Source organism: Francisella salina, from assembly GCF_000219045.1.
Classification (GTDB): domain Bacteria; phylum Pseudomonadota; class Gammaproteobacteria; order Francisellales; family Francisellaceae; genus Francisella; species Francisella salimarina.
Genome location: NC_015696.1, coordinates 1331495 through 1356141 on the forward strand (window position 1 = coordinate 1331495; position 24647 = coordinate 1356141).

Consider the following 24647-nt stretch of genomic DNA (forward strand, 5'->3'; position numbering starts at 1 on the left):
ATAAACTTAATGCATAATAGTCTTTGAGTATGCACAAATAATAATAGTTCCAATAAGTATAAACAGTGTTCCTAAGATAAATGGTAAATCCAACTTTTGCCTAAAAAATAGATATCCTATAATTCCTATTAGAATAATTCCAAATGCTGACCATACAGAATACGCAAAAGCAATATTCATATATTTTAATGTTAATGATAAAAAGTAAAATGAAAGTCCATAAAATATCAAAACAAATAGTGAAGGAACAATCCTTGTAAAACCATTGCATAATGGTAATGAAACTGTACCAAGGACTTCAGTGATTATAGCTATAACTAGATATACGTATGGCATAGAAGATGTATAATTTGGGTATTATATTCTTAATAATATTGTAGAATTGGCTTAATTAAAATATCTTTTATTCAACCACAAAGCTACATTTACTAACCCAATCAAAACAGGCACCTCAACCAGAGGACCAATTACACCGACAAAAGCTTCAGTAGAGTTTATGCCAAATACTGAGATTGCAACTGCTATAGCTAGCTCAAAATTATTTGAAGCTGCTGTAAAACTCAAAGATACGGCTTGCTCATAAGTTGCTTTAGCTTTATATGACATAAAAAATGATATGCTAAACATTATCAAAAAATATATCAAAAGCGGAATAGCAACCTTGATTACTTGAAATGGTAGGTTAATTATTTCATTTCCTTTTGTAGTAAACATCAACACTATAGTAAATAGTAGAGCGATCAATGTCAGAGGTGATATCGCTGGAGTGAATTTATCTATATACCATTGTTCACCTTTTTTAGAGATCAAGATAGTTCTAGTCAATATTCCAGCTACAAAAGGTATTCCTAGATATATTCCGACACTTTTTGCTATATCTAACATTGATATATTTATATTGATGTTCGTATCAAATCCCAGTAGTTTTGGAATAACTGTAATAAATACATATGCGTAAGCAGCATAAAATATTATTTGAAAAATAGAATTAAATGCAACTAATCCAGCACAATATTCTCTAGATCCTTTAGCCAGATCATTCCACACAATTACCATGGCAATACATCTTGCTAACCCTATTAAAATTAGTCCTATCATAAAGCTAGGTTGATCATGGAAAAAAACAACTGCTAAAATAAACATCAGGATAGGACCAATCAGCCAGTTTTGAATTAAAGATAAAAGCAAAATTTTAGTATCTTTAAATATTTTAGGCATTGTTGAGTATTTAACTTTTGCTAGTGGTGGATACATCATCACAATTAGACCCAGTCCAATCAACCAATTAACTGATCCGATATCAAATTTTGATATAAAATTTTTAGCTTCGGGCAGAGTATATCCAATGATGATACCCACAATCATAGCTAAAAAAATCCATAAGGTCAGAAATCTATCGAGAAACTTTAATTTCATTTATTACTCCTTAAATTTTACAAATTTCAGAAATTTCTAGTTTAGAAATTATTTGTTGAACTTCTTCGTCTTTATCTATTTGTTTGAAAAGCTCATTTAAAATATTTAACTGATATTCTGGAATATTTTTATCTAGTTTATAAAACACCCATTTGCCTTGTTTAAAAGACTCTAGCAATCCAGCAGTTACAAGATTTTTTAGCTGTATTGATAGCGCTCCTTGAGTTAATGAGATAAGTTTTTGGATATCACATACGCAAAGAGTATTTTTGTTTAATATATATAAAATAATTAATCTATTTTTATCAGAAATTACTTTTAAAAAACTTGTGATGGATGACATATTGAAATAAATATATATTTAAATTTATAAATATAATAATTGTTTTAGTTATGATTTTCAATTTATTTCTAATACTTATCTGAATAATTTAATATTTAGCCAATATAGACTAGATGTGTTAAAATCTAGCTAGTTTAGAGTAATATTTAATTTTAATGAGTCGATTCAGTCAAAATTTGATGTATGTTGGTATATTGGTTATAGTTTTTATATCTTGTATATATTTTTTTGTTTCTAAGAATACCCCTGAACCAAAAGGTATCTATTTATCAAAATATAGTGCAAAGCTACCTGCGACAGACCCAAGCCGAGTCAAAATTTTCAACTTACGCTATCAGACAGATACACAAGATAGCATAGGTGAAATAAGAGTAGTAATAGGTGTGGATAAAGAGAGAGATTTCCAAAAACTATGTAATGAAAATATAAGAGAAGCTGCAAAATTAGCTGCTCAAAATGGAGCGCATGAGATAAGATATGTTTGTCTGTTCCCAGAGGGGCAAATTACTGAATTAAGTAGTGTTCAGCTGAGAGCATACGCTTTTAGAGACTAATCAAATGAAAAAATTAAATATAATTTTTGCTGGAACTCCTGATATTTCAGCACAAGTTTTAAAAGACCTATACCAATCACAGCACAATATTCAAGCGGTGCTTACTCAGCCTGATAGAGCAAAAGGGCGTGGTAAGAAAATACAATTCTCACCTGTTAAAGAAGTCGCTATAGCTAACAACACACCAGTACTTCAACCATTGTCTTTTAAGAAAGATCCTCAAGTACTTGAGCAAATTAGAGAACTAAAACCAGATGTAATAGTTGTGATAGCCTACGGAATTATAGTGCCTCAGGAGTTTTTGGATATTTCTAAATATGGTTGTTTAAATATTCATGTTTCATTACTTCCTAAATGGCGTGGTGCAGCACCTATCCAGAGAGCAATTCAAGCAGGAGACTCTAAAACTGGAATCTGTATAATGCAAATGGATGCTGGACTTGATACTGGAGATATATTGAATACTCTAGAGATTGATATACAAGATACAGATACATCACAATCACTACATGATAAATTCGCTAAACTATCAATAAAACCATTATTAGAAACTCTAGAAAATATTGATATGATTAAGTCGCAACCTCAGCAAGGTGAGCCTACTTATGCACATAAGATTACTAAGCAAGAAGGTCTTATAGATTTCACAAAATCTGCCAAAGAAATTAGTTGTCATATTAGAGCATTTACTCCATGGCCATCAGCATTTTTTATGCTAGAGGGCGAGCAAGTCAAAGTAGGTGATTTTGAGATACTTGAGAAATCGGCAAATGATGAAGTTACAGCAATTACAGATATAACTAAAAATGGTTTTGATATTGCTACAAATGACAGGATAATCAGATTTAAGCAATTACAATTTCCCAACAAGAAAATGTTAAATATTGCAGATATTTTGAATGGTAAAGATTTAGATAAATATATTGGGTATAAAATAGGATAAATAATGAAAGTAGGATTTATAATAGATAACTTAAACTCTTTTAATATTTCAAAAGATAGCACGTATATGATGCTACAAGCAGCTCAAGATAAAGGCTGGGAAATTTATACTTTTTATTTAAATGATTTATCTATAATCAATGGTAAGCCAAAAGGCGATGCGCTTAAGATAAAAATCCATAAAGCAAAAGAGTCTTGGTATGAAATATTATCTCAACATCATGATTTATCACTATTAGATCTTGATTGTATTTTTATGCGCAAAGATCCACCATTTAATATGGAGTATATATATGTGACATATATGCTTGATTTGGCAAAAAAACATGGGGTGTTAATAGTAAATAATCCACAAGCACTTAGAGATTTTAATGAGAAAGTAGCTATTTCAAATTATCCTAAATTTGCACCAAACACTCTGATAACTAGAAGCTATAAGCAGATTAATCAATTTTACGCAGAGCATAAAGATATTATTGTTAAACCTCTTGATGGAATGGGTGGCAGCTCTATTTTTAGGATCAAAGATGGAGATAAGAACAAAAACGTTATACTTGAAACGCTAACTCATCATGAAACTAGATATATAATGGTACAAGATTATCAAGAAGCAATCAAAGATGGTGATAAGAGAATTTTGATAGTCAATGGAGAACCTATTAAATATCTCTTGGCTAGAGTTCCTAGTGATAGCGATAATCGCGGTAACTTAGCAGTTGGAGCTAAAGCTGAAGTAAGAGAACTTCAGGAGCAAGACTATAAAATAGCTAAAAAAGTTGCTAAAAAGCTGAAAAAAGAAGGGGTAATGTTTGCTGGTTTAGATGTGATAGGAGATAAGCTAACAGAAGTAAATATTACTAGCCCAACAGGTATTCAAGAAATTTATAAAGCTACAAAAGTTAATGCTGCAAGCTTATTAATGCAAGCAGTTGAGAAAAAAATAAATAAAATGAGGCAGGAACAAGAACATGGAGAATAAAATTAACTCTCAAAGTTTATTCCAAGAAGCGCAGCAATATATTCCTGGCGGAGTCAACTCTCCAGTTAGAGCGTTTAAAAGTGTTGGACAAGAATTCCCAAGATTCATAAAATCAGCGAAAGGTGCTTATTTATATGATGTTGATTGGAACAAATATATAGATTATATCGGATCGTGGGGGCCAATGATTTTAGGTCATGGTGATGATGATGTCCTTGAAGCTATACAATGTCAGCTAAAAAATGGTCTAAGTTATGGCGCTCCTTGTAAACAAGAGATTGGACTTGCTAAAAAAATAGTAGAGCTTATGCCAAATATTGAACAAGTTAGATTCGTAAATTCCGGTACTGAAGCGACAATGAGTGCTATTAGATTAGCAAGAGCATATACAGGTAGAAATAAAATTATAAAATTTGAAGGCTGCTATCATGGACATGCTGATGAGTTTCTTGTAGCTGCTGGATCTGGAGCACTATCATTAGGTCAGCCAAATTCACCAGGTGTACCAGAAGATGTTGTCAAAGATACTTTAGTTGCTAGCTTCAATGACATCGAATCTATACAAGCCCTCTTTGAAAAATACAAAGATGAAATTGCTTGTATCATAGTTGAGCCAATAGCTGGCAATATGAATATGATTTTCCCACAAGATGATTTCCTAGCTAAGCTTAGAGCAGTATGTGATGAAAATAATAGTCTACTTATCTTTGATGAAGTGATGACTGGTTTTAGAGTTGCTTTGGGTGGTGCTCAAAGTATTTATAATGTGAAGCCTGATTTAACAACATTAGGTAAAGTGATTGGCGGTGGTATGCCAGTAGGCGCTTTTGGAGGTCGTAAAGAAATTATGCAAAAAGTATCTCCCGCTGGACCAGTATATCAAGCAGGTACTTTATCAGGGAATCCAATTGCTATGGCAGCTGGTATCAAAACATTAGAAAAAGTTTCACAAGAGGGCTTCTTTGTTAGATTGGAAGCTAAAGCTAAACAGTTAGTTGATGGGTTGAATGAAGCTGCTGGAGCCTATGGCTTTAATTTCCATGCGAAATATTTAGGTGGAATGTTTGGACTATTTTTCTGTAATGAAAAGGTCGCTGTTAATACATTTACAGATTTAGGTAAAACTAATCTTAAAATGTTTAATCAATATTTTGCATATATGCTTGATAATGGTGTATATCTAGCGCCATCTGCTTATGAAGCAGGCTTTATATCAATTGCACATAGTGATGAAGATATCGAAAAAACTATTTGTCTTACTAAAAAATTCTTCCAGGAAAATCAGAACTAATTAATCTCCATGAATAACAAATTTAAAGATATTTTGCTAATTTTAGCTACGATTATTGTAGCTTTTTGTATGTATGGTGTAGCTAATTTTTATGCTCCTGATGAAACTAGGTATTCTGAAGTAGCAAGAGAGATGCTCGCTAACCATAACTTTATAGTTCCATATATTGATGGAATGATATTTTTTCACAAGCCTCCACTAGTATATTGGATTACTTGTATATTTATGAGCATTTTTGGCGAGAATACATGGGGAGCAAGACTTGTAAATCCTGTATTACTAGGTATATGTTTAATTTTTACATATATAACAGTACGCAAAGTATTAGGTTGCCGTCAAACAGCACTATTATCAGTAGGAGTAAGTTTAAGTACAGTTTTATTTCTATTTGTTGGTAGATATCTGAACATGGACTTGGCTATAGCTGTATTTTTAAATATGACTATGCTTAGCTATTGGGTAAGCCTTAAATATGATGATTACAAGAAAAGTACATATTGGCTTACTTTAGCCTTTGTATTTGCTGGGTTAGCGGTTATGACTAAGGGATTGATGGGAATAGTTTTTCCTATGGCTATAGTAGGTCTATATTCTCTTATTATGGGACAGTATAAAAGGCTACTTGATATTAGGCTTTACTTAGGTTTGGTAATTGTAGCAGTCATTTCGTTACCATGGATATTTGCAGTTGAACAGTATCATCCTAATTTTGCTTATTACTACATAGTAGTTCAACAAATACTCAGATTTTCAACAGATGAGCAAAATAGAGAAGTTTCTAAAATTATTTATTTGTTAGCAATTATGGGAGCTTTTTTTCCTTGGACTCTGTTTTTACCTAAAATTCTTAAGAGTTTCTTCTCAAAACAAGCTTTTAAAAATCGTAAGCAAAATTCAGATAAGTGGTTTTTATTTATTTGGGCAACATTTATATTTATATTTTTTGGGATTTCTAAATCTTTCTTATTTGGTTATCTAGCACCATTAATATTACCATTATCAATACTTGTAGCTATGCACTTTAAGAGTATAGACTTACAAAAGTTTGATAAGTGGGATAGTATAAGCTTTAAATTTATTATCCTTGTTTTTGCTTTGCTACCTGCTGTGGCCTTAGTTCTTTTATGCCTTCCTCAGTATTGGAGTTTTGGCTCTAGATATATCTTAATTTTATTAGCAATTGCAATAATAGCTATTACAATCACGATTAAATTAATCAAAGAATTAAATATTTTTTCAGTAAATAAATTAGTTGCTTATATTTGTATTATGATGATGGTTGTTGCAAATTTAGGTTATTTATTGGGAGATTATTTTGATACAAGCTCTAAATATAAGACAGCTCAAGAAATATCTAAAATATATCAGAAATATCCAAATGCTCAAGTTTTTGAGAGCGATCGCTTTTATGACATTATCTTCTACACTAAACGTAATGTAATTATTATAAATGATGAGGGAGAATTAGATGATGTTAGACAGTTCCCTAAATCAAATGTAGATAAATATTTAATGAAATTTGATAAATTTATTAAATATTGGAACAACTCAAACCAATTAAATATTCTTGTTGTAAAAAATAAGCCTAAAGAGCATAGTCCTCTAGCTTTTGTTGACTATAAAAAACAACTTAATCCAAGTAAGTTCTATGTAATCTCTAGTCAAGATAATGCTACGATAGTTGCTAGTGAAGATATAAAAATATAGTTTAAAGACTTATTCGTTATTTTGATTTGGGGGCATGATATTGCATATATCAATAAATCTATAGTCATTTAATCTCGCTATAAAATCATTGCTTGCTTGATTTAGTATAAATTTGAGTTTACAGTTTGGTATTAATGGACAGGTTGCTTTATCCTTATCAAAACATTCTACAATGTTCATTGGTTCTAGTTCTTTGACAATAGTTGATAGTTTTATATTGTATGTAGCTTTAGAAATTGATACACCACCAAACCTACCTTTATATGATTCTATATAGTTGAGATTGGATAGTTTATTAATGATTTTAGTAGCATGATTAAGTTTAATATCTAATAACTCTACAAGATCCTTAGTTTTATATTTTTGTTTGGGATTTGATCCTAAAATTATTAATATTCTAAGAGAGTAATCAGTAAAAGAAGTTAAATTCATACAAAATATTTTAGAAAAGATGTTTTCAAAGTATAGGATAAATTTGCATAAATTATAATATGCATATATAATGCATATTATAATTTGAGTATATGGAGATATATTATGTTAAGCCAAAAGAATATAGATACTATAAAAGCAACAATTCCTGTTTTAGAAGAAAATGGAGTTGCTTTAACAAAACATTTCTATGATAGAATGTTTAAGCATAATCCCGAAGTTAAAAAGTTTTTTAATACCTCAAGACAAAAAAACTCATCTCAACCAGAAGCTTTAGCTGCAGCAATTTTGGCTTATGCAAAAAATATTGAGAATCTTGAAGTTTTAGGCAATGCAGTAGAGCTAATAGCCCAAAAACATGCATCATTACAAATCAAAGCGGAGCATTATCCAGTAGTAGGTTCTAACTTAATCGAATCAATCAAAGAGGTTCTAAACTTAAATGATAATGATGACATAGTTATAGCTTGGACAGCAGCCTACAATTTATTAGCTGAAATTTTGATTAATCGTGAAAAGAGTATATACAAAGAGAATTTAGAGCAGTATGGTTGGGATAATTTTAAAGAGTTTGAGGTAGTCAAAAAAGAAAATGAGAGTATAAATACATATTCTTTCTATTTTAAAAATGATCTTTTTAGAAGATATGATTTCAAACCAGGACAATATATTACTGTTAGAGTTCCATATAATGGAATGACTACTATGAGAAATTATAGTATTTCTTCAGCTACTGGTGAGGATTATCTAAGAATAACAGTTAAACAAGAGGGGCAAGGTTATGTATCTCAATACCTATCGCATGAGATAAAAGTTGGTGACAAAATAGAAATAGCACCTCCTTGTGGCGAATTTTTCTTGGAAGTAAATAAAAATCTTGATAAACCGATAGTTTTTATTTCAGCAGGAATCGGTATTACACCTTTAATGAGTATGCTTTTATCGGAGCTAAAAACACAAAATCGAAGACAAGTACTTTTTGTTTGTGGTAAGAAAAACAAAAATGAGCATCCTTTTGCTAAGCTGTTAGAAAAACTATCAAGTGAGAACCCAAGACTTAAAACTATTTTTTTCTATGAAGATAATTCTGGATCTGATGCAAAGCAAGGACTAGTCTGTATAGATACTGTCCAACAACACATTAGTGAAGGTAAGAATGATGCTCAATACTTCTTTTGTGGACCTAAAGAATTTATGCTTTCTATACATGAAAAGTTATTAAAAAATGGCGTTAGAGAAAAAAATATTCATTATGAATTCTTTGGTTCAAAAACAGTTTAAGATATTAAATCTGAACAGGTAATTTTCCTGTTGGGATATTATCGCTAAAAATATTTTCTAATGCTGCTTGAATATTAATTTTCAAAGAAGTCTTTGTATAATTTGTTTGATCCATAGAAGTCGCACCATAAATACAAACATAATTAATAATATTATCGATATAGTTAATATCATAAGGAGTAAGTGCTGCGATATTTATAGTTTGCTCTGGCTTTATAGAAGTTACATAACTATAAGCATTATTATATTCACGAAGATTTGCCGAAATTAGCAAAATTATATCAGCATTTTCGATACTAGTTTTTATATCTTGATTATTAATATTTTCAGAGTTTATTATAGTAGTATAGCTATTTTTTGATACTATTTTTTGTAACTCATTATGAAAATCTGCCATACGTTGGCTATCACTATCTACAACCAAGATATTTTTTAACTTATTGAGATCGTATGGAATAATACCTGAATTTTTAACTACAGTTGTACTTTGCTTAGCTATATCTAAAGATATCAGTTGATGTTTACTACAATTAACTATTTGATTAGCATATTTTAATTGCTCATCGTATGAGAGTTTGAATATTAAACTTTCATCGAGTTTATGTTTTGCTTTGAAATCAGTAATATTCGTGTAGGCATTATCAACTGCATTAGCAAAATTAGGATTTTGATTATATTCTTTTTCTAGTTCACAAAAAAGCTCTTCTAACTTATAAAGATCACTTTCTGACCATACTCGAACAGGCATTAATAAAATATCAATACCAGCTAAGATAGCTAATTTTGAAGCTTCAATAGTTCCAAAGTGTTTAGCAATAGCATGCATATCCATAGCATCAGATACTACTAGACCATCAAATTTCATTTGTTGTTTTAGTAATTTAGTTATTATCTTATAAGAAAGAGTAGTTGGCACATAAATATTTTCACTTGTTGAAACTGATTGGTACTGGGTATCATCTAGGGCTGGTACACTAATATGTGCTGTCATTATCATACTACAATCTCTAGCAAGTTTACTAAATGGTAGTAGCTCTGTTGTCTGTAATTCTTTCAAAGTTTTATCTAAGATTACATTACCTAAATGACTATCTGTTGCAGTATCACCATGACCAGGGAAGTGCTTAATGCAGTCTATGATTTTAGCATCATGATAACCTTTTATCGCATTTTTGGCATAGTCAGTAACTACATTGGGACTATCTGAGTAAGACCTTACACCAATAATAGGATTATTTTTGTTAGAGTTGACATCTACAGCTGGAGCAAAATTAATATTGATACCTAAAGAATATAATTCATCACCAATTATTTTAGCCATAGTGTAAGCATTACTAGGATTATCTGTCGCAGCTAGTGCCATATTACCGCAGCCACTAGTACCTTGTTGTAAGCGATTAACTCTACCACCTTCTTGATCTGTAGCGAAAAATACTGGTGTATTAGTGTTAGCTTGAAGATCTCTTAATAGAGAGATGATTTGCTCATTATTTTGAATATTCTCTCTAAAAAGGATAAAACCACCTAAGTTATAATCTTGGAAGATCTTACTGACGATATCATTGGTTTTTGTAAAAGGTATACGTTGATTATTTGAATCTTCACCCCAATAGCGAAAATCCAACATAATTAGTTGACCTAGTTTTTGTCTTATATTTGAATTTGTAGGCATCTACAGTTTTAGAATAAAATTAATATGATAATAAATATATCACAGAAGTATTAGCTTTGTTTACATTCCCCAACCATGACTTACCAAAATCTTCTGACCTGTTAAAGCATTCGTTTTGAATCCAGCTAAGAATATAGCTGTATCAGCAATATCTTGAACAGTTGTAAATTCACCATCAACAGTACCACCAAGCATAACATTTTTGACCACTTCTTCTTCACTGATGTTTAGCTCTTTTGCCTGTTCTGGTATTTGTTTTTCTACTAATGGAGTTAGCACAAACCCTGGGCCAATTAGGTTTGAAGATATATTATGCTCAGCACCTTCTTTAGCAAGAGCTCTGACAAAGCCAACTTGAGCATGCTTTGCTGCTACATACGCAGCTTTATTTTTTGATGCAAGAACTGAGTGAACAGAACCTACAACTATAATTCTACCACCAGTTTTTAGTTCAATCATATGCCTCATAGCTGCTTGAGCTACAAGTAATGTACCAGTCATATGAATATCAAATAATTTTTTCCAAGCTGATACACTAAAATCTACTATAGGTGATATTATTTGAATACCTGCGTTATTAATCACAGTATCAATACGACCAAATTTTTTAACAGTTTGATCTACACCTGATTTTACTTGGTCTTCATTTGTTACATCCATTTGTACAGCCATAGTTTCTACATCATATTTTGATGATAAATTTATAGCTACTTCTTGCGACTTTTCTAAATCCAAATCTGCAATTACAACTTTAGCTCCTTGTTTTGCAAATTCTGTCGCCATACCTAGTCCAAGACCTGATGCAGCTCCGGTAATTAAAGTCACTTTATTTTTAACTGACATAATAAAAATCTCCTAACAAAAATATTTTAATTACATAATGTTATTATATATCACTAATCATCAGATATATGACATATAAATAAAAAATAATAGATTAATAGTAGTAATCATATATATAATTTATATTATTTTAGATCAACGATGCTTTATGTCAAAATATATATGTCTTAAAAAGAACAGTATTATCTTAGGCATTACTGCCTCTTTGGTAATAGGTTTTTTTACAGTTTTACAAGTTGTCTTAGACCTACAAAATATTTACGGCTTATTTGCAGCATTAGGATGTTTTGTAGTAGCACTTCATCAAGTTTCAATACGCAATCATAGTATTAAATTTAGGCTATATGCAGGAGTATTATTTATATTTTATATGAGTATAGCAATATCTTTAGGTAGTTATTATTCACATGATTTAATTACAAGTTCACTTATACTATTAGGATTTTCTTTTTTGATTGGCTATACTGCAAAATCAGATTTGGTTTTTGCTAATGGCATTCTCTTTATTGCTGATATGTATGTCATAGGAACTGGATTTAATGCTAATGTTAAAGATTCAATACTCATAGGATTATTTACACTAATAGGAGCATTAGTATTTATAATAGTTTTGGTATTTATTCTAAAAAAAATAAGTATAAAAGATACTTTTGATGATAATTATAGAAGTATAAGAATACTGCCTGATATAGATTCTACTATTTATGCGGTTAGTTTATCACTTGGTTTAATTATAGGTAACTTCATATCGATTTACTTTGACATTGAAATAGGATACTGGGTACCTATGACAGTTTTATTAATATTTAAACCGGATGTAATTAGATCATCTACAGCTATTAAACATCGTTTGATAGGTACTATAATAGGATCATTATTTGCTATACCTTTAGCTATATATCTATCAAATGCTTATACCATTTGGATGATTTTGTTTATAACAACATTTTTTACTATATGTTGTATTATTAAGCATTATGGAAGCTATGTATTCTTTCTGACAATATTTATTGCAATGCTCCTAAAATTAGCACATTTATCCGGGTATGAGATAAGCTTATCTAGATTAATTTATACTGTCATAGGTATAGTCATAGTAGCCACAATAATAATACTATCAAAAAATATAAGAACAATTTTAAAAAGAATCTAGGAAAGTACTACTTAAGATAATCAAAAACTACTTCACCAAAACCTAATGTAACATCAGCGATAAAGTGAGAGCCTTTGACAATTTCTAAAACTGGTAAATGATGAAAAGCCGCTTGAACATGGTTAAATACTTGTAAATCTACAGGCCCAGTCCATGCACCTTTTACAGTTACATCTTTAACATGGTATTTAACAAGTTCACAAATACTTACATCTCTACCATTAACATGAGGTATGGTTTTAAGTAAGAAGTTAGGGGTTTCTTCTAGCGATTTTTTGATAGCATCTTTATTAAGCTCTTGATATTTATATCCCATTGTTCCAAAAGCCACATCAACACTATTATATTTTACTGTCCCTAATAATGTATCAGAATCTACTGTAAGGGTAGGGTGAGCATATTTTTTTGGAAAGCCCCATATTTCACGACCAGCTGCAATTGATGGTAAATTATCTAATAGCATGATGTGAGAATATAAGCCTTTCTTACCCTCAAATTCAACTTCGATAAGTTGTCCAGCTTCATTAAAACTACCAAAACCATTAGCATCATGCATTTTCATGAATTCAAATTTTACAAGACCAGTTGGCTTAAGAGGCTCTGGTACATATTTTTTTAGGATTTCTATATCAGCCATATAGTCGATTATGAAATATTCTCTATTAGTGAATTTATAAGCTATTCTATTTGCTGTAGGTGATACTAGCGGCATCGAAAAAACATTTTTTTTAACATCTTCTATTTTCATTTAGATCTCCAGAATTGTTTTTGTTCCAGTTAATATTATAAGCTTTAATATTTTTTTTAGTAATAGTAATAACTCAAAGATGTTTGATTAAAAAGTATATTTACCATTTTTTGAATTAAAAATACTCTATAAAAATATCTATTTAATAGTATAAACTTGAATTATGTATTATATTTGTTAAAAGTAAGCTTTTGATTATCTTATAATTTTATTAAGTGGTAATTTAAGGCAACGGGTTCATACTTAGAAATTTTTTGAGGCAAATTTTATGAAAAAAAACTATTTAATAGTATCTGTGGTGATGATTGGCTTTTTTGCTGTATCATTTGTGACTAATATTTTAGGACCTATAATCCCAGATGCAACTAACGATCTGCATTTGACACTTTCGCAAGCTGGGGTATTACCTTTTGCATTTTTTATAGCATATATTATTTCTATTCCTGCAGGTTATGCGCTAGAGAAATATGGATCTAAAAAGATGATCTTATTTGCTTTTTTATTGGGCTCTCTGGGTTCAATTTTATTCTGTCTAAAAGTTAGCTATCTTACTTATATCGTAAGTTTATTTACTGTTGGGACAGCGGCTGCTATTTTACAGGTAGCATTTTGGCCTTTATTAAGAGTTGCTGGTGGAGAGGAGAATTACTCATTTTTCTCTGTATTACAGCAAGTATTTTTTGGTGGGGCATCATTTGTTAGTCCATTTGTACTTTCTTATTTAGTTATGAATCTTCCATATTCTGGAGATAGTAATTATTTTTTACTATTTTTTAATAAGCTAACAGGGACAAACTTTAGTTGGGTTGCTATTTATTGGTTCAATGCAATTGTAATGTTTTTGCTAGTAATATTTATTGCTTTAATTAAGTTTCCAAAAGTTGAGTTGAAGGAAGATGAGAAATTAGAAGGTTTTGCTACTGTATTACATCTTCTAAAAAATAAAGTCGTAATAATATATTTTTTAGCGATCTTTGCTTATGTTGGTCAAGAACAAGGAATTAGTGTCTGGATTTCTAAATTCTTGAGTGACTATCATGGCTTTAATACCGAAACTGTAGGCAATACTACTGTAGCATTATTCTGGATCATGCAATGTGTTGGCGGTATTTTAGGTATAGTTTTATTGAAGTTATATAATGTCAAAAATATTTTGAAAGTATTTCTAATTTTACAACTAATATCATTGTCTCTAGCATTGTTTGGATCGGCTACTATGGCTTTGATATTTTTCCCTGTTTGTGGTTTTTTGACATCGATAATGTATGGAGGAGTTTTTTCATTAGGAATGAATTCTCTAAAATCACATCATGGAACAGTATCAGGAATATTCTGTACGGGGATAATTGGTGGTGCTATAGTGCCATTAGTGGTTGGTAATATTGGAGATATCTTAGGCTTAAGAATAGGAATGTGTTTTGTATATCTAACTATAATATATATTTTATATGTAGCCATAACAGCTAAGCCATTAATTGATAATAAAACTATAAAGCTAACAGAATTATTTAAGAAATAAGTTGAAGTGATATGAGTAAAGAAATTCAAATTAAGAATAGAACTGTGGTTGGTGTTGATATCGGTGGCACTAAAGTGAATGCTGGTAGGGTATGTGGAGAAAATTTATTAGACTCTTACTTGAGCAAAATTCCGCCAGATGCAGAACATAATGCTCAATCTGTTATTGATGTTGTCATCGATACTATAGCAAAAGTTTTTACATCTGAAGTTGAGGGCATAGGCGTTGGTATTCCTAGTGTTGCAGATCGAGAAAAGGGAATTGTATATGATGTGCAAAATATCAAATCATGGCAAGAGATTCATCTAAAAGAAATACTAGAGGCAAAGTTTAAAGTACCAGTTTTTATAGATAATGATGCTAATTGTTTTGCTATAGGTCAAAGACTATATGGTAAAGGTAAAGAGCATGAAAATTTTGTTGGTATTACAATAGGCACGGGTATTGGTGGCGGTATTATCAATAAAGGCTCTTTACTAAAAGACTCTAATTGCGGAGCAGGAGAGTTTGGCATGTTACCATATTTAGATGGAATCTTGGAGGATTATTGTAGTGGCCAATTCTTTATAAAAAAGATAGGTATTGAAGGTGTTGAGATCCTTAAACGAGCAAGAAATAATGATAAAGATGCTCTAGGCATCTATAAGCAATTTGGTAAACATCTTGGAGTAGCAATAAAGTCTATAATGTATACTTTAGATCCAAAGGTGATAATAATTGCTGGATCAATAATGTCAGCTAGAGAATATTTTGAAAAAGCAATGTGGGATGAGATTAAAACATTTGCCTTTACTCAGTCAGCTAAAAAAATTAAAATAGAATGGTCGGAAACGGAAGGTGGTTTTCAAGTTTTTGGTGCTGCAGCTGTTTATTTGGATCGAAGTAGCAATTTATGATTTTGTTAAAAGAGCAAGGTTAAATGAACAAAACTCAACAGCAAATATTAACCTTTTTAGATGATAAAAAATATGTAAGTGGTGAAGATATTGCTCAAAAGTTAGGTATATCAAGAGCAGCAATTTCAAAAAATATCAAAGCACTTAAGGATAACTATCAAATAATAGTATCTTCTAACTCCAGGGTTGGATATCGACTCCAAGAAAAATTAGATCTAATCAAAGTTGATGAATTAATCAAAGTTTTTAACAATATAAACTATTTTTATTCTATAGACTCAACATCAAAATATGCAATAGAAAATCAAGCTAAGTATAGTGAGAATACAGTTTTCATCTCAGAGTTTCAAACAGATGGATTTGGACGATTTAAACGTAAATGGATTTCACCATTTGGCAAAAATATCTACTGTACTATGCTTGAAATAGTTGAGCTAGACATATCGAAACTTAATGGATTATCACTAGTTGTTGGAATCAGTATTGCAAGAGTTCTAAAAAGTATTAATATAGAAGCTAAACTAAAATGGCCTAATGATATCTATGTAGATGATAAGAAGATTGCTGGCGTTATTATAAATGTTAGTGCTGAAATTAATGGTAGAGCGAAGCTATTTATAGGTTTTGGCATAAATGTTAATATGCAATATAACGAACAAATCTCTAAAGATTGGACATCAATAAAGTTACAATCGCAACGCCATGCTAATCGAACTAACTTAACTATACAAATTATCAAAGCTATTAAGGAGGATTTAGCAGTTTTCATTAATGAGGGTTTTACATATTTTAAAAATGAATTTGAATCACTTAACTATCTAAAAGATAAAAAGTTTTCATTGGCTTTAGTTGATAAAACTTATAATAACTGTAACTATGTTGGCCTAGCAAATAATGGCGAAATTCTTATTAAGAATAGCGAAGGGAATTATTCATTTTCTTCTGGCGATATTAGTATCTTGGATAAATCTATAAAATCTAAATATTCCGTATTTTGAGAAATTTTTGCACTACACTTATATCCTGATAGCTCTTCTATAGTATTTATTTGTTCATCAATGTATTTGATATTTGAGTCATTACAATTAGCAATCCAACCAGCTAATTTAATATTATGACGATTTAACTCATTTATAGTTAGTAAGGTATGGTTTATGCAACCAACTTTTATAGCTGATACTAGTAGTACTGGTATTTGCAGAGCCTTTATTAGATCAAATTGTGTAGCATGATTTGAGTATGGAGTTAATAATCCACCAGCTCCTTCGATAAAAAGAATATCTAAATCTTGACGAGTATACTTATCTTCAATAAATTGTTTGAGACTTTCAATTGAAATATCTACTTTTGATTTTGCTGCTATTATGTGTGGGGCAACTGCTTCACTAAATGAAATTAGGTTTATTTCATCTGCTGTAAATTTGTTCTTATAAGCATTTAGAATACTCTCGACATCTTCACACAGTTCTGAAAATTGGTTTTTACCAGACGCTACAGGTTTCAAACAAAGTGATTTAATATTTTCATACTCATAAGCTTCAATAAGCTTGGTTGATATATATGTTTTGCCTACTTCGGTATCCGTACCAATTATAAAAAACTTTTTCATAAGCTACTCCTTAAAACATATAAATAAACCAATATGATAACTAAGATTTACACGATCTGTATTTGTAAGAAACTTTTTGATATTTGAAAAGCTAGGTTTATTATTGCTTCCTGTATAAGTATTAACTCCCGTAGATTTTAGATGATTTGTTAGTTCTTTAAAGTTATTGAATTTAATATCTAAATATAAATCTTCATGATGTAGACAATTTAAGTCAGATTTTCTGATAAATTCTAAAATGCTAGAACTACTGTGCATTTTATTTATTCTTAGTATGTCTTTTACCTGATAAAAATTGTTATCCAAAACAGTGCTAAAGGCTAAAATTGCACGATTATTTAATTTTTTTGCTAGATTTTTAATTAATGTTTCTATGTCTTGACTCCATTGAAATGACATATTTGAAAATATTAAATCATAGCTATTTTTAAGCAGACGTAGATCTGTATCAAAATTAAGTTTTAGTGTGTTTATATTTGTATATTTTGAGTTTTTTGTTAAAGCAATATCGCAGGCATCTATTTGCTTTGCTGAAAATATCCTATTAAGTTCTAATGGCTCTGATAAGTCGCGTACTCCTAAATTTAGAATATTGTTAGTATGATTGTAGCTAACTAGTCTTGAGTAGTTTAGTGCCTGCTCTAAAAGTAATTGACGTACTTGATTTTGGATAGTTGAGTTTTTAGAGTAATCTGTAGCTTTTGCAAAGTTACTTTTAACTTGATCATATATGTTCATATTTGACCTCTTTTGAGATAATTTCTAAAGCCTGATGAATTTGGTCAAAGGTATTATTACTATGCAGTGAAAATCTCAATATAGCTTGATCTTTAGGTACTGTAGGATATCTAAAACAAGACACTATTATTTTGTTTTCAAAGAGTTTATCTTTCAATCTAAGTGCAAGATTAGCATCATTTAGTTGGATACTTCTAATAGGTGATAAATCTTTAGACACTAGTTCAAGATCTTTATCATCACAAAGTTCATTAAAAAAAATGATATTTTGTTGAAGTTTTGCTCGATTATCATTAGCCTTTTCAAGGTTTTTTAGTTGTATCAAAGCAGCTTTTAATATCATTGGTGGTAATGCTGTTGTATAGATATAGTTACGTGCAAATTGTATTAGGTATTCTGCAATTGCTTCTGTAGTACAAACTACAGCACCGACTCCACCAAATGCTTTACCAAGAGGAAAAATACAGATAGGACAATTTTTATAACTTATTTGAAAGCTGTTGATCGCACCACGACCATTTTTACCTAAAATCCCAAAACTATGAGCCTCATCAACTATAAGCTTTTCTGGTGTGATTTTAGCAAGCTTATCAAGTTGAGTAATTGATCCTGAAGTACTAAAGACTCCTTCTGTAGTAGTGAAGCTCTTGCCATCATATATATCTTGAAGGTGACCTAATTGTTGATGTTTATATCTTTTTAGTTTAGCTTGTGAAAGTTTGATTCCATCAATAATAGACGCATGGATATACTTATCTGCAAAGATACTATCATGCTTATTAAACAATGTTGAATAAATTGCAAGATTTGCCATAAACCCTGAACTAAAAAATATAGCTCTAGGATAGTTAGCAAACTTTGCAAACTCATATTCAAATTGCTGTGTCTCATCGGTGTAACCACAGACTATATTAGATCCCTTACTTCCAAAACCGTACTTATCAAAACCAGTTACAATGGCATCTTTGAGATTGTGTGCTGATGATAGATCTAAATAATCGCTAGTTGTAAAATCAATAGTAGAATCATCCTTTACAAAAGGAGTTAACTCTCTTAATAAATTATCCTTTTGATATTGAGTATATTTGTCTTGTAGGTTTAACATAATTCGACATTTGATTCCAAACCCAGCTTCGCTAATAAAAAATTATCAGAATTAACAGTAGCATTATTCTCTGTTAATAATTTATTACCATAAAATATTGAGTTAATGCCAGCAAGAAAACATAGAGTCTGAGTCTCTAAAGACACATTCTCTCTACCTGCTGATAGTCTCAAGCGTGCTTGTGGAAATAGTATTCTTGTAGTTGCTATAAATCTTACTAATTCAAAACTATCAATTTGAGCATCTGTATACTTATCTCCTAGAGGAGTTCCTTTAACTGGTATTAATGTATTGATGGGAATACTTTTTGGAGCAGCGGGTAATTGTAATAGCTCAAGTAATAAATTAAATCTATCATCTAGAGATTCGCCCATACCTAATATACCACCACAGCAGACATTTATATCGGCGTTAGCAACGTTTCTTATAGTTTCAATTCTTTCTTCAAATTTACGTGTGGTAATTATTTCTGGGTAAAATTCTCTTGAAGTATCAAGATTATGATTGTAGTAATCCAGTCCTGCTTCTTTTAATTTAGTTGCCTCCTCAACGTTGATACTTCCTAAAGTTACACATGTTTCTAAGCCAAGATTTTTGACTTCAGTGATGATCTCAGCTACTTGATCAAAGTCTTTTTTGGGAATGTGCTTCCAAGCAGCACCCATACAGAATCTTTTCGATCCAGCATCTTTCGCATTTTTTGCTTCTGCCAATATACTATCTTTATCTAATAGTTTATGCTTTTCGATACTAGTATTGTAATGGCCACTTTGAGGACAATATTTACAGTCTTCTGGGCAAGTACCAGTTTTGATACTTTTTAGTGAGCATAACTCAATATCATTACCAAAGTTTTTGTTGTGAATTTCTAAGGCTTGTAAAATTAATTCTGTTAATGGTCTTGAGTAAATTTCTTTGATTTGTTCTAATGTCATTTTTTATAAAAAATTGTTTTAAAGTTGTAAAGTATTTTATATCTTGTGTACAATTTATGTCAACTTAATATTCTATAAAAGGTTTACAATATGTATAGTTCAAATATATGGCATCCATGTACGCAAATGAAAGACTTTGAAAAATCACCTCCTATGAATGTTTATAGAACTGAAGGGAGATATATCTACACTAAAGATAATAGAAAGCTTTTTGATGCTACATCAAGTTGGTGGTGTAAGTCTCTTGGACATAGACACCCATACATAATAGATAAGCTTAAGACACAACTGGATAAATATGAGCATACAATATTTGCAAATACTACAAATGATGAAATAGATAGGTTTAGTCAAAGAATTTGTAATTTGACAGCTATGGACAAAACTTTATACGCAAGTGATGGATCTTGTGCTGTAGAGATAGCTCTAAAAATGACGACACACCTTAGAAGCTTTCAAAATCAAACTAAAAAAACTAAGTTTATTTGTCTTGAAAACTCATATCATGGTGAGACATTGGCAACTATGAGTGTTAGTGATTGTGGTTTATACTCTGATCCGTATAAACCATTATTATTTGATAGTTTTAAGTTAAAAAATATTCCGTATGTTAGTGGCAAAAGTGATCCACTATGGGCAAATGCTGAAGTCTATTGGAGTAAATCGCAACAATATCTTGATCAACACAAAGAATTTATTAATGCTTTAATAGTAGAGCCAATTTGTCAAGGTGCTGGAGGTATGTTGATTTATAGCAAAGATTACTTAAATAGACTTTGTAAGTGGTGTAAGGAAAATGATGTTTATATTATTTTTGATGAGATAATGACAGGAGTAGGGCGACTGGGTAAATTTTTTGCTTATGAATATCTTGATATTAAGCCTGATTTTTTGTGTGTATCAAAAGGATTAACCTCTGGGATTATACCTTTTAGTATTGTTTTGACAAAAAATCAATATTATGAGATGTTTTATGATGATCAGTTAACTAAAGCTTTTTTACATTCACATACTCATAGTGGTAATGTTTTAGGAGCTGTAGTAGCAAATGCAGTATTGGATATATTTGAAGAAGAACATATACTTAACAATGTTAAAGATCTTGAAAAACAATTTAGTGAATCTTTTCTTGAGCTACAAGAGCAATTACCGATTATAAAAAATATCAGAGGTATTGGAGCAATTATTGCAGCAGATTTAAATATTGATAAAAAAAGAGCTGGCTTAGATGTTTATCGAGAAGCTATAAAATTAGGTGCTTTATTAAGGCCACTAGGAAATACTATCTACTGGCTACCACCACTAAATAGTACACAACAAGAAATTGAGTTGTTAAAGAACGTAACAAGACAATCTATATTAAATACATTTAGTTAAACTACTTTTTACGATTATTGAAATACTCTCGATCGGCAATATATATAGTTTTGGTTGCTTCAGCATAAATATTATTATCAGTATCTTCATAGCAGACTGGTAAACTAATTACAGATTTATTTTTGGTTATAACATCTTGCTTTATTTTATTGATAATCTCTTTTGATAGTAGAAATCTTGCATAAACATGATGTGTAATTGGTCTAAGATAATCTATATTAGCTGATAAATCCCAAACCACATAATCATCACCAAGAATATTACATAACTGCAATGGATAAATTGGATCTAATGATGAATATATAGCTCCACCAAAACCAGTACCATGATAGTTTTTGGTGTTATCTGTTAAATTAAACCTTAGATGTACTTCCAAAAAGTCATTTGAGACAAAAACAATCTCACCACCAGTTGCAACAAAAGCAGGTAAGTCATTAAATTTTCTAATAAGTTCTTCTGATTTCTCGCCAGATTTTTTATCAGTTTTAAAAATTGGAATCATATATCTAATCAATATCTATCGTTTATTTATAAACTCAATTACTTTATCTAAAGCTATTTTAGGATTTTCAAATGGAACTACACCAAGTCCCCCCATAAAACCATGATACATTTCATCATCATAGTGAGTTTCAACATAAGTACCTTGTTGTTTTAGCTTCTCTTCATAAGCATAGATACCATCTATAAGGATATCATGAGTAGCCGCTATAATTAGTGTATCAGGTTGTTTTGTATCTTTATAAAATAATGGAGATATTGTAGGTTGTCTAAGTTTTTTAGGCTCTGACATTATATCTTCACCTACATATGCTTTTAGAAATAGTTCTGACCATTCGGTAGTGAGATGATATTTATACTCATCAAACTTAGTATTACTATCATATTTAGTATACATATCGACAGCAGGATAAACCAAAATTTGTGCTTTTGGCATATTTCCTTGACGCTCGTGGCATATTATAGTTACAAGATTTCCACCAGCACTATCTCCCATTACAAAGATATTTTCAGTAGATAAATTAAACTTAGAAATATTTTCATAAAGCCAGTCATAAGCATATAGCGCATGATTAACAGCAACAGGATATTTATGCTCAGGACCCAGACCGTACTCTAATGAGAAAATATTTAAATTACCTTGATCACATAAGTATCTACATACGTGATCATAAGTATCTATAGAGCTCAAACACCAACCACCACCATGAATAAAAAGTACAGCTTTATCAGATGCTTTTTTAGGTTTATAGTGTCTTAATATAGTATCATTTTCTAACTTAATATCTTCTTCGATAATATCAGGGCGAGGTAGGCGCTTGATTTGTGCTATTGAAAGATCTGCAAATATCTTACGTTGCTCTCTTAAATCTAATTTTTTTATTCTTCTTATTTCAGGAGTATCTAATAATGACTCTAATGCTGGATGGTATGGCATAATTTTTCCTTACTAAATTTTATGTACTCTTATAATATCAATGTTGAGTTTTTCTAACTTTCTTGAAAGTTCTCTTGTAGCGATATCTAAAGTACTGATGTTACTATCTTTAAGAACACCTAGTACAGATGGTTTACGTGAATGTCCGACTAGTGCTTTTAGATTTAGTTTTTGTTTTATATTAACAATATTTTCTAATAAGTATTTTGCAGTATCTGCTTTTTTACCAAAACCAAAGCCTACATCAAAGTATATATTTTGTTGCTCTACACCATGGTTTAGGAGAATTTGTTTTTTGTTCTCAATAAATTCACATACTTTATCTATAGCATCTTCTTTATCTAAATATTGGTTTCTATCTGTGATACCTAAATTATGAGTTATTACATATTTCTTTTTATATTTAGCTATAAGTTGAGCTTTTTTATCAATATCATTACATTCAACATCATTTATCATCCAGATGATATCATGATGTTTTTCTAAGATTTTACTCATGACTTCAAATCTACGTGTATCAATACTTACAAGAGGTCTATAAGCTAAACTATTAAGCTGTTCTTTAAGATATTCTAAGAATTCATCTAATTTATTAAACTCTTCATCAATACTAGTAGCAGTAGCATCTGGTTTAGTCGATTCAGCACCAATATCAATAATTTCAGCACCATTATTTATTAGCTCAATAAAATTTGATTTACGCTGAGTATCATTAAAACCTCCATCTGAAAAAGACTGATCTGATAAGTTAACTATACCCATACGCATTGTATTTGATAGTGTTTGATTAAGTTTTTCAATTGGTTCTAGCTCTTTTAGTCTTAGGCTTAGATTCCATTCAACATATTTTGGATGGTGCCAACCTTTGGATAGTTCTAGTAATGGAGCTAGAGCAAAACTACGGTTTATTAATTCTTTGTGAGGAATTGTAAGTTTAGCTGTATCTACTACTAAATCCTCAGCTGATAGTATATCTAAATCAATAAGCCTAGGAGACCAAACCAGAGCATTAAGATCTCTACCAATTTTTTCTTCTATATCTTTTAAAACTATCAACAAATCTTGAGGTTTGAGAGACGTACTAATTTTTACAGCGGTATTTAAAAATGTAATATCCCATTCTTTTGGGGCATTTTCTTTGAGTAATGCTTTACTACTATATAAGCTAGCTTTTCTAATAATTCTTATGTTCTGGTATGATGCTAGAGCATCTAACGCAAGATGAATATTCTCGATAGTGAAACCAATATTTGTTCCAATCCCTATAATATATTGCACATTAATTCCTAATAATAAAAGAAGCAGAACCTATCTGTGAAACTGGGGGCTTTTTGTTAAGTTTCAAGTATTTGATTGTTATATCTCTATGTTTTTCTCCAATAAACAGATAAATTTGCTTAGCTAAGTACTCTATAAGATTACAGCTAAAGTTATCACAAAAGTGTTGAATGTTATTTCTCAGAGTATAATAGCAAATAGTTTCTTCAAGATTATCAGAATTACTTGCGCTATAGTTTTGGCTAAACTCAAGTTCTAAGTCTAGAGTTATCATTTGTTTGTGAGATCTTTCCTCTTCAGAACAGCCGAGACTTACATATATTTCCATATTAGATAAAAACAGAGATTGTTTCATTTTGTTAGATAAATTAGAGTAAATTTTGTTATTTAA

General features: G+C 30.4%; 26 protein-coding genes. 11 read left to right on the top strand and 15 right to left on the bottom strand.

Translation table 11 applies throughout. From position 1 onward, the window contains the following. Positions 1-6: 6 nt before the first annotated feature. From F7308_RS06495 to F7308_RS06505, 3 genes are read right to left on the bottom strand one after another with little or no spacing between them, the layout of a single operon-like run. Positions 7-336, bottom strand: coding sequence for a DMT family transporter (locus F7308_RS06495; RefSeq protein ID WP_013923057.1), 330 nt, complete (start codon positions 334-336; stop codon positions 7-9). A gap of 51 nt (positions 337-387) precedes the next feature. Further along, positions 388-1416: an ACR3 family arsenite efflux transporter gene (gene arsB, locus F7308_RS06500; protein WP_013923058.1), complete on the bottom strand. Its 1029-nt coding sequence runs from the start codon at positions 1414-1416 to the stop codon at positions 388-390. A 10-nt stretch (positions 1417-1426) separates the two neighbouring features. Further along, complete coding sequence (locus F7308_RS06505) at positions 1427-1759, bottom strand: ArsR/SmtB family transcription factor (RefSeq protein WP_013923059.1); 333 nt, start codon at positions 1757-1759, stop codon at positions 1427-1429. 155 nt (positions 1760-1914) lie between these two features. On the opposite strand from F7308_RS06505, the gene fvfA reads away from it, so the two are divergent. From fvfA to F7308_RS06530, 5 genes are read left to right on the top strand one after another with little or no spacing between them, the layout of a single operon-like run. Beyond that, a complete protein-coding gene (fvfA, locus tag F7308_RS06510) occupies positions 1915-2313 on the top strand; it encodes a Francisella virulence factor A (RefSeq protein WP_041263739.1) in 399 nt (132 codons plus the stop codon). Between the two features lie 4 nt (positions 2314-2317). Then, a complete protein-coding gene (gene fmt / locus F7308_RS06515) occupies positions 2318-3256 on the top strand; it encodes a methionyl-tRNA formyltransferase (RefSeq protein WP_013923061.1) in 939 nt (312 codons plus the stop codon). Positions 3257-3259: 3 nt separating this feature from the next. Then, entirely contained in the window at positions 3260-4234 is a 975-nt protein-coding gene (gshB, locus tag F7308_RS06520; protein WP_013923062.1) for a glutathione synthase, read from the top strand. Then, the gene (gene hemL / locus F7308_RS06525; protein ID WP_013923063.1) at positions 4224-5525 is read left to right on the top strand and encodes a glutamate-1-semialdehyde 2,1-aminomutase; all 1302 of its coding nucleotides are present in this window, start codon (positions 4224-4226) and stop codon (positions 5523-5525) included. The genes gshB and hemL overlap by 11 nt, the downstream gene beginning before the upstream one ends. A gap of 9 nt (positions 5526-5534) precedes the next feature. Next, complete coding sequence (locus F7308_RS06530; protein WP_013923064.1) at positions 5535-7232, top strand: phospholipid carrier-dependent glycosyltransferase; 1698 nt, start codon at positions 5535-5537, stop codon at positions 7230-7232. A gap of 9 nt (positions 7233-7241) precedes the next feature. On the opposite strand, the gene F7308_RS06535 is transcribed toward F7308_RS06530, so the two are convergent. Beyond that, positions 7242-7664 carry an Rrf2 family transcriptional regulator gene (locus tag F7308_RS06535; RefSeq protein WP_013923065.1) on the bottom strand — a complete coding sequence of 141 codons (423 nt, stop codon included), beginning with the start codon at positions 7662-7664 and terminating at the stop codon, positions 7242-7244. Between the two features lie 105 nt (positions 7665-7769). Here F7308_RS06535 and hmpA point away from each other — a divergent pair, with 105 nt between their 5' ends. Then, positions 7770-8945: an NO-inducible flavohemoprotein gene (gene hmpA / locus F7308_RS06540; RefSeq protein WP_013923066.1), complete on the top strand. Its 1176-nt coding sequence runs from the start codon at positions 7770-7772 to the stop codon at positions 8943-8945. Positions 8946-8949: 4 nt separating this feature from the next. Here the strand turns inward: hmpA and F7308_RS06545 are convergent, their stop codons facing one another. Together F7308_RS06545 and F7308_RS06550 are read right to left on the bottom strand one after the other, a co-directional pair. Further along, positions 8950-10617 carry a glycoside hydrolase family 3 protein gene (locus F7308_RS06545; protein WP_013923067.1) on the bottom strand — a complete coding sequence of 556 codons (1668 nt, stop codon included), beginning with the start codon at positions 10615-10617 and terminating at the stop codon, positions 8950-8952. A 60-nt stretch (positions 10618-10677) separates the two neighbouring features. After that, positions 10678-11460 carry a 3-hydroxybutyrate dehydrogenase gene (locus F7308_RS06550; protein WP_013923068.1) on the bottom strand — a complete coding sequence of 261 codons (783 nt, stop codon included), beginning with the start codon at positions 11458-11460 and terminating at the stop codon, positions 10678-10680. Between the two features lie 148 nt (positions 11461-11608). On the opposite strand from F7308_RS06550, the gene F7308_RS06555 reads away from it, so the two are divergent. Then, positions 11609-12613, top strand: coding sequence for an FUSC family protein (locus tag F7308_RS06555; protein WP_013923069.1), 1005 nt, complete (start codon positions 11609-11611; stop codon positions 12611-12613). A gap of 7 nt (positions 12614-12620) precedes the next feature. Here the strand turns inward: F7308_RS06555 and F7308_RS06560 are convergent, their stop codons facing one another. Beyond that, positions 12621-13361 carry an acetoacetate decarboxylase gene (locus tag F7308_RS06560; protein WP_013923070.1) on the bottom strand — a complete coding sequence of 247 codons (741 nt, stop codon included), beginning with the start codon at positions 13359-13361 and terminating at the stop codon, positions 12621-12623. Between the two features lie 268 nt (positions 13362-13629). Between F7308_RS06560 and F7308_RS06565 the strand changes: the two genes are divergently transcribed. Genes F7308_RS06565 through F7308_RS06575 form a run of 3 tightly spaced genes read left to right on the top strand, consistent with a single transcriptional unit; the run spans position 13630 to position 16774 of the window. Beyond that, on the top strand, positions 13630-14880 hold the full coding sequence (locus F7308_RS06565) for a sugar MFS transporter (RefSeq protein ID WP_013923071.1): 1251 nt from the start codon (positions 13630-13632) through the stop codon (positions 14878-14880). 11 nt (positions 14881-14891) lie between these two features. Continuing rightward, positions 14892-15776: an ROK family protein gene (locus tag F7308_RS06570; protein ID WP_013923072.1), complete on the top strand. Its 885-nt coding sequence runs from the start codon at positions 14892-14894 to the stop codon at positions 15774-15776. A gap of 23 nt (positions 15777-15799) precedes the next feature. Further along, on the top strand, positions 15800-16774 hold the full coding sequence (locus F7308_RS06575) for a biotin--[acetyl-CoA-carboxylase] ligase (RefSeq protein ID WP_013923073.1): 975 nt from the start codon (positions 15800-15802) through the stop codon (positions 16772-16774). Here the strand turns inward: F7308_RS06575 and bioD are convergent. Genes bioD through bioB form a run of 4 tightly spaced genes read right to left on the bottom strand, consistent with a single transcriptional unit; the run spans position 16705 to position 20163 of the window. After that, positions 16705-17385, bottom strand: a complete 681-nt coding sequence (gene bioD / locus F7308_RS06580; RefSeq protein ID WP_013923074.1) for a dethiobiotin synthase — start codon at positions 17383-17385, stop codon at positions 16705-16707. The two genes, F7308_RS06575 and bioD, sit on opposite strands and share 70 nt — an antisense overlap. A gap of 3 nt (positions 17386-17388) precedes the next feature. After that, a complete protein-coding gene (locus tag F7308_RS06585) occupies positions 17389-18123 on the bottom strand; it encodes a methyltransferase domain-containing protein (protein ID WP_013923075.1) in 735 nt (244 codons plus the stop codon). Further along, entirely contained in the window at positions 18110-19228 is a 1119-nt protein-coding gene (locus F7308_RS06590; protein WP_013923076.1) for an aminotransferase class I/II-fold pyridoxal phosphate-dependent enzyme, read from the bottom strand. Before F7308_RS06590 ends, F7308_RS06585 begins: the two co-directional genes overlap by 14 nt. Beyond that, on the bottom strand, positions 19222-20163 hold the full coding sequence (gene bioB, locus F7308_RS06595) for a biotin synthase BioB (protein ID WP_013923077.1): 942 nt from the start codon (positions 20161-20163) through the stop codon (positions 19222-19224). Before bioB ends, F7308_RS06590 begins: the two co-directional genes overlap by 7 nt. A gap of 90 nt (positions 20164-20253) precedes the next feature. Between bioB and bioA the strand changes: the two genes are divergently transcribed. Beyond that, the gene (gene bioA, locus F7308_RS06600; RefSeq protein WP_013923078.1) at positions 20254-21540 is read left to right on the top strand and encodes an adenosylmethionine--8-amino-7-oxononanoate transaminase; all 1287 of its coding nucleotides are present in this window, start codon (positions 20254-20256) and stop codon (positions 21538-21540) included. 1 nt (position 21541) lies between these two features. Here bioA and F7308_RS06605 read toward each other — a convergent pair whose 3' ends face one another. The 4 genes from F7308_RS06605 to F7308_RS06620 are packed head-to-tail and all read right to left on the bottom strand — an operon-like array spanning position 21542 to position 24611. After that, on the bottom strand, positions 21542-22042 hold the full coding sequence (locus F7308_RS06605) for a PaaI family thioesterase (RefSeq protein ID WP_013923079.1): 501 nt from the start codon (positions 22040-22042) through the stop codon (positions 21542-21544). Between the two features lie 15 nt (positions 22043-22057). After that, entirely contained in the window at positions 22058-22978 is a 921-nt protein-coding gene (gene bioJ / locus F7308_RS06610) for a pimeloyl-ACP methyl ester esterase BioJ (RefSeq protein WP_013923080.1), read from the bottom strand. Positions 22979-22990: 12 nt separating this feature from the next. Beyond that, the gene (gene folP, locus F7308_RS06615; protein WP_013923081.1) at positions 22991-24256 is read right to left on the bottom strand and encodes a dihydropteroate synthase; all 1266 of its coding nucleotides are present in this window, start codon (positions 24254-24256) and stop codon (positions 22991-22993) included. A 1-nt stretch (position 24257) separates the two neighbouring features. Further along, on the bottom strand, positions 24258-24611 hold the full coding sequence (locus tag F7308_RS06620; protein WP_013923082.1) for a dihydroneopterin aldolase: 354 nt from the start codon (positions 24609-24611) through the stop codon (positions 24258-24260). Between the last annotated feature and the right edge of the window lie 36 nt (positions 24612-24647).

Bases quoted from the DNA above. Each gene is read 5' to 3' on its own strand.
- F7308_RS06495 (WP_013923057.1), bottom strand. From the start codon at position 336: ATGCCATACGTATATCTAGTTATAGCTATAATCACTGAAGTCCTTGGT.
- arsB (WP_013923058.1), bottom strand. From the start codon at position 1,416: ATGAAATTAAAGTTTCTCGATAGATTTCTGACCTTATGGATTTTTTTA.
- F7308_RS06505 (WP_013923059.1), bottom strand. From the start codon at position 1,759: ATGTCATCCATCACAAGTTTTTTAAAAGTAATTTCTGATAAAAATAGA.
- fvfA (WP_041263739.1), top strand. From the start codon at position 1,915: ATGAGTCGATTCAGTCAAAATTTGATGTATGTTGGTATATTGGTTATA.
- fmt (WP_013923061.1), top strand. From the start codon at position 2,318: ATGAAAAAATTAAATATAATTTTTGCTGGAACTCCTGATATTTCAGCA.
- gshB (WP_013923062.1), top strand. From the start codon at position 3,260: ATGAAAGTAGGATTTATAATAGATAACTTAAACTCTTTTAATATTTCA.
- hemL (WP_013923063.1), top strand. From the start codon at position 4,224: ATGGAGAATAAAATTAACTCTCAAAGTTTATTCCAAGAAGCGCAGCAA.
- F7308_RS06530 (WP_013923064.1), top strand. From the start codon at position 5,535: ATGAATAACAAATTTAAAGATATTTTGCTAATTTTAGCTACGATTATT.
- F7308_RS06535 (WP_013923065.1), bottom strand. From the start codon at position 7,664: ATGAATTTAACTTCTTTTACTGATTACTCTCTTAGAATATTAATAATT.
- hmpA (WP_013923066.1), top strand. From the start codon at position 7,770: ATGTTAAGCCAAAAGAATATAGATACTATAAAAGCAACAATTCCTGTT.
- F7308_RS06545 (WP_013923067.1), bottom strand. From the start codon at position 10,617: ATGCCTACAAATTCAAATATAAGACAAAAACTAGGTCAACTAATTATG.
- F7308_RS06550 (WP_013923068.1), bottom strand. From the start codon at position 11,460: ATGTCAGTTAAAAATAAAGTGACTTTAATTACCGGAGCTGCATCAGGT.
- F7308_RS06555 (WP_013923069.1), top strand. From the start codon at position 11,609: ATGTCAAAATATATATGTCTTAAAAAGAACAGTATTATCTTAGGCATT.
- F7308_RS06560 (WP_013923070.1), bottom strand. From the start codon at position 13,361: ATGAAAATAGAAGATGTTAAAAAAAATGTTTTTTCGATGCCGCTAGTA.
- F7308_RS06565 (WP_013923071.1), top strand. From the start codon at position 13,630: ATGAAAAAAAACTATTTAATAGTATCTGTGGTGATGATTGGCTTTTTT.
- F7308_RS06570 (WP_013923072.1), top strand. From the start codon at position 14,892: ATGAGTAAAGAAATTCAAATTAAGAATAGAACTGTGGTTGGTGTTGAT.
- F7308_RS06575 (WP_013923073.1), top strand. From the start codon at position 15,800: ATGAACAAAACTCAACAGCAAATATTAACCTTTTTAGATGATAAAAAA.
- bioD (WP_013923074.1), bottom strand. From the start codon at position 17,385: ATGAAAAAGTTTTTTATAATTGGTACGGATACCGAAGTAGGCAAAACA.
- F7308_RS06585 (WP_013923075.1), bottom strand. From the start codon at position 18,123: ATGAACATATATGATCAAGTTAAAAGTAACTTTGCAAAAGCTACAGAT.
- F7308_RS06590 (WP_013923076.1), bottom strand. From the start codon at position 19,228: ATGTTAAACCTACAAGACAAATATACTCAATATCAAAAGGATAATTTA.
- bioB (WP_013923077.1), bottom strand. From the start codon at position 20,163: ATGACATTAGAACAAATCAAAGAAATTTACTCAAGACCATTAACAGAA.
- bioA (WP_013923078.1), top strand. From the start codon at position 20,254: ATGTATAGTTCAAATATATGGCATCCATGTACGCAAATGAAAGACTTT.
- F7308_RS06605 (WP_013923079.1), bottom strand. From the start codon at position 22,042: ATGATTCCAATTTTTAAAACTGATAAAAAATCTGGCGAGAAATCAGAA.
- bioJ (WP_013923080.1), bottom strand. From the start codon at position 22,978: ATGCCATACCATCCAGCATTAGAGTCATTATTAGATACTCCTGAAATA.
- F7308_RS06620 (WP_013923082.1), bottom strand. From the start codon at position 24,611: ATGAAACAATCTCTGTTTTTATCTAATATGGAAATATATGTAAGTCTC.